Below are 4,952 nucleotides of genomic sequence, written 5' to 3'. Positions count from 1 at the left end.
CAAGGCCGTGGCGATCGCTCAGTGGGGTGATGAAAAAGAACTTGAGGCCCTCAACCGGATCCTTGCCCATCACCACGAACATGATGAACCCGGTGATGATGGTCAGACCGAGGGCCAGCAAAGGTGACAGCCAGCGCATCAGCCTGGAGTCCAGCGGGCGACGCTCAAGCAACAGCATGGGGCACCTCTGAATCCTCGCTGAAATCACCCGCCATCCAGCGGCCCAGTTGTTCAATGGACAAGGCCGGCGTTTTCGCCAGTGGCGACAACCGACCATCGCAGATGGCACCAATGCGGTTACACAATTGATAGAGCTCATCCAGGTCTTCGGAAATCAGCAGCACCGCCGCGCCGCGATCCCGCATGGCTACCAGAGCTTTATGAATAGCCACTGCAGAACCCACGTCCACACCCCAGGTGGGGTGGGAGGCCACCAGCAGTTTCGGGTTTTGCAGGGCTTCACGTCCGATAATGAACTTCTGCAGGTTGCCACCGGACAGACTGTCTGCTGTGCTGTCGATGCCGTTACAGCGAACGTCAAAGCGGGCGACTATCTCGCTGGCAAACTCCCGGGCCTTGTAATAGTTGACCAGACTGCGCTTCACCAGACCGAATCCGGAGGCGGTCAGCAGGGCATTTTCCACCAGCGTCATGCCCGGCACTGCACCACGGCCAAGGCGCTCCTCCGGCACCACGCCCAACCCCATCTTGCGACGAGCCACCGGGGACGCCGCACCCATATCCCGGCTGGTAAATTTCAGCATGCCTCTCGGGCTGCGAATCTCACCAGACAATGCCTTCAGCAATTCGTCCTGACCGTTGCCCGCCACCCCGGCAATACCGACGATTTCCCCCTCTTTCAGAGAAAACACGATGTCTTTCAGGCTGGTGCCAAAAGGATCATCGGTGCGATAGCTGAGGTTGTTCACCGTCAACAGCGTCGCGCCGGGGGTGGCTATGGACACATCGGTGGACAAGGGTGTGTCATCGCCCACCATCAGCCGGGCAATGTCCTTTGCCGAAACGTCCGCCGGGCGGCAATCACCGCTCACCCGGCCCTGTCGCAATACCGTGGCGTTGTGACACAGGGCGCGCACTTCTTCCAGCTTGTGGCTGATAAACAGAATGCTGCAGCCCTCCGCCGAGAGCAGGCGCAGGGTGGCGAACAGGGATTCCACTTCCTGAGGCGTCAGCACCGAGGTGGGCTCATCCAGAATCAGCAGCGTGGTTTCCTGAATCAGGCAGCGGACAATTTCCACCCGCTGACGCTCACCCATGGACAGGGTGCTGACGAAACGACGCGGGTCCAGGGCCATTCCGTAGCGGCCTGAGACCTCGCGGATTTTCTGATCCAGCTTGCGGCGGTCACGGGCCTCATCGGCCGGCAGACCCAGAGCAATATTCTCTGCGACGGTGAGGGTCTCAAACAGGGAAAAATGCTGAAACACCATGCCTACACCCAGCTCCCGCGCCCGGGCCGGGCTGTCCATGGTCACCGGCTTACCGTTCCAGATAATCTGGCCCGCATCTGGCTGAACAACGCCGTAGATGACTTTCATCAGCGTACTCTTGCCCGCGCCGTTCTCCCCCAGCAGGGCATGAATCTCGCCGGCTTCCACGGTCAGATCAACACCGTCGTTGGCCCGGCAACCGGGGTATTCCTTGACGATGTTCTCCAGTTTCAGGCGCTGGGCAGCGGCCATAGGTAAGCCTCTTTTAATGCATTAACTGACCAATTAATCAATTTTTCATATCCAGGGAAACCTCAGAGCAATATGCTTGCCAAAGTTAATATGCCGAAAAGAATGCACTAAACAAACCATTTGGTCAGATTTTTGCAGAGACAGGGAAAGTATCGGGGGAAAGGCGGACCGCCGCGCGTGGCAGAACCCGTCAGCGACTGCTACACCCCTTATAGAGACGCCAGCAAGCGGAGAGACTCGTGATCGAATTTTACCTGAACGGCCAGCCCCAGACGGTGGAAAACGCTGACCCAAATCTGAGCATCCTGGAGTGGCTGCGCACCAAAATGCGGCTTACCGGCACCAAGGAAGGCTGTGCCTCCGGTGATTGCGGCGCCTGCACTGTCGTTACCGGCACCCCTGTCACCAGCAAGTCTGGTAATCCTAAAGGTATGGAATACCAGGCGGTGAACAGCTGCATCACCCTGATGGGCAGCCTCCATGGCAAACACCTGATGACCGTTGATGCCCTGCAGGAGACTCCCGGCCACCCGGTACAGCAGGCCATGATGGAACATCACGGAGCCCAGTGCGGGTTCTGCACCCCCGGCATTATCATGTCACTGTTCGCGCTGCACACCCGGCAAGAGGGCACAGCAGCAGACGACCATACCCTGCTGGAGGCGCTGTCCGGCAACCTGTGCCGCTGTACCGGGTACCGCCCCATCATGGACGCAGGCCGGCAAGCCATGGTTCAGGCCTGGTCGCCAGAGCCCGCCAAAACCTTGCAGGGCAAAAGTGGCGCGGGAGTCGCCAACAGCCTGAAGGACAGCTTCAAGGACAAAGGGGTTCTCAAAGCCCTCACCGAAATGGGTGGACGCCCGTCGTCCTTCACCGCCCCGGACGGACGCCGCTACGATGCGCCCACCAGCCTGAAAGACCTGCGGGAACTGCGCAAACGCTTCCCGGACTCAAGACTGGTGGCCGGCAGCACCGATCTGGCCCTGGAGATCACCCAGCAACTGAAGACCCTGGATCATCTGGTCAGCATCGAGCGGGTACCAGAGCTGCACACCCTCTCCAGCGACAGCCATGGCCTGGTGATTGGTGCCGGCGTCACCTACGAGCACTTCCGCAAGCCTCTGTCGAAACTGTGGCCGGACTTTGACGCCATGCTGGGCCGGCTGGGATCGGTGCAGATCCGCAACCGCGGCACCCTGGGCGGCAACATCGGCAATGCCTCCCCCATCGGTGACATGCCGCCACCGCTGATCGCACTGGACGCCACCCTGGTGCTGGATGGCCCCAAGGGAGAGCGGGAGTTACCCATTGAGCGTTTTTTCCTCGGATACAAGAAGACAGATCTGCAGTCTGGAGAGTTCGTCCGTTCGGTGCGTGTACCCGCGCCGGCGCAAAACCAGCGACTGTTTATCTACAAGATTTCGAAACGGCTGGATGATGACATTTCTGCGGTGCTGGGGGCCTTCCGGTTGACGGTAATCGACGGCATTGTCAGCGACTGTCGCCTGGCCTTCGGCGGCATGGCCGCCACGCCGGCCCGGGCCAAGGCCGCCGAGGCCGCCCTCAGCGGTCAGCCCTGGAACGACGATTCCGTCAGCCGCGCCATTGCCGCCCTGGCCGGGGATTTCACCCCCATGAGCGACGTCCGCGCCTCCGCCAGCTATCGCCTGCAGGTGGCTGGTAATCTGCTGCGCCGGGCCCTGCTGGCCTCCGCCACCGACTCACCTCACAGCAGTCCGGAGCTGCTGGTAACCGACTTCAGGGTGACCGACCATGCGTAAACTCCCTCTCAACACCCCGACACCGGCCCACAGCGCCAAGGGCGTTGCCGGCATGGGCGTGAAACACGACAGCGCCTGGAAGCACGTCAGTGGTCAGGCCCGCTATATTGATGACCTGCCTGAGCCGGAAGGCCTGCTGCACGCCGCCGTTGGCCACAGCGAACAGGCCCACGCCCGGATCCTTTCGATGGATCTGGACGCGGTACGGGCCTACCCCGGCGTACTGGCGGTAATCACCGCCGCCGATGTGCCCGGCCATATTGATATCGGCCCGGTGTTCCCCGGCGATCCGGTACTGGCGGACGGACTGGTGGAACACATCGGCCAGCCCATTTTCGCGGTGGCCGCCACCAGCCACGAGGCCGCCCGCAAAGCGGCCCGGCTGGCCAGAGTGGACTACGAGCCTCTGGATCCCGTGGTCACCATAGAGCAGGCGCTGGACCAGCAACTGTTTGTTCGCCCCAGCCACAGCCAGCAGCGGGGCGAGCCTGACCGGGCCCTGGCGGAGGCACCGAATCGCCTGCAGGGTGAGATCCATGTGGGCGGCCAGGAGCACTTTTATCTGGAAAGCCAGGCCTGCCTGGTAGAGCCCACGGAAGACGGTGGCATGTTCGTGCATACCTCCAGCCAGCACCCCTCGGAAGTGCAGAAGCTGGTGGCGGAAGTACTGGGACTGCCGATTCACGAGATACAGGCGGAAGTGCGCCGTATGGGCGGCGGTTTCGGTGGCAAGGAAACCCAGGCCGCCGCCCTGGCCTGCGTCGCCTCACTGCTGGCCCACGTCACCGGACGCCCGGTGAAGTACCGGCTGTCGCGACCCGACGATATGGTACAGACCGGCAAGCGCCATGACTTCTACAACACCTACGACATCGGCTTTGACGACGACGGCCTGATTCATGGTACCGACATCATGGTGGCAGGACGTTGCGGTTACTCCCCGGACCTGTCCGATGCCATCGTCGACCGGGCCATGTTCCACGCCGACAACGCCTATTTCCTGGATCAGGCCCGGGTGGTGGGCCATCGCTGCAAGACCCACACGGTGTCCAATACCGCGTTTCGGGGCTTTGGCGGGCCCCAGGGCATGATGGTGATCGAACAGGCCATGGACGACATCGCCCGCCATCTGGGCAAGGATCCGCTGGATGTGCGACTGCTGAACCTGTATCGCCCGGGCCGGGATATCACCCACTACGGTCAGACCGTGGAGCACCACGTATTGCCGCAGCTGATGGCACAACTGGAAACCAGCTGCGACTATCGGGCCCGGCGCCGGCAGATCACCCGCTTCAATCTGGACAGCCCGGTGCTGAAGCGGGGCCTGGCCCTGACCCCGGTCAAGTTCGGCATTTCCTTTACCGCCAAACACCTGAATCAGGCCGGCGCCCTGGTGCACATCTACACCGACGGCAGCATTCATGTGAACCACGGTGGCACCGAGATGGGCCAGGGGCTCTACGTCAAG

Annotated in this window: 3 protein-coding genes; 2 read left to right on the top strand and 1 reads right to left on the bottom strand. The window is 61.8% G+C overall.

Translation table 11 applies throughout. The features are described from left to right. Nucleotides 1-164: 164 nt before the first annotated feature. A complete protein-coding gene (locus AAC035_RS18550; protein WP_339806587.1) occupies nt 165-1,703 on the bottom strand; it encodes an ABC transporter ATP-binding protein in 1,539 nt (512 codons plus the stop codon). 239 nt (nt 1,704-1,942) lie between these two features. On the opposite strand from AAC035_RS18550, the gene xdhA reads away from it, so the two are divergent. Together xdhA and AAC035_RS18540 are read left to right on the top strand one after the other, a co-directional pair. Then, complete coding sequence (xdhA, locus tag AAC035_RS18545) at nt 1,943-3,484, top strand: xanthine dehydrogenase small subunit (RefSeq protein ID WP_339806586.1); 1,542 nt, start codon at nt 1,943-1,945, stop codon at nt 3,482-3,484. Then, nucleotides 3,477-4,952 (top strand): molybdopterin cofactor-binding domain-containing protein (locus AAC035_RS18540; RefSeq protein ID WP_339806585.1); only part of this gene is annotated, 1,476 nt, incomplete at its 3' end. The genes xdhA and AAC035_RS18540, both read left to right, overlap by 8 nt.

Source organism: uncultured Marinobacter sp., from assembly GCF_963974375.1.
Taxonomy (GTDB): domain Bacteria; phylum Pseudomonadota; class Gammaproteobacteria; order Pseudomonadales; family Oleiphilaceae; genus Marinobacter.
The sequence above is the reverse complement of the archived record's forward strand: the minus strand, read 5'-3'. Positions and strand labels throughout refer to the sequence as shown.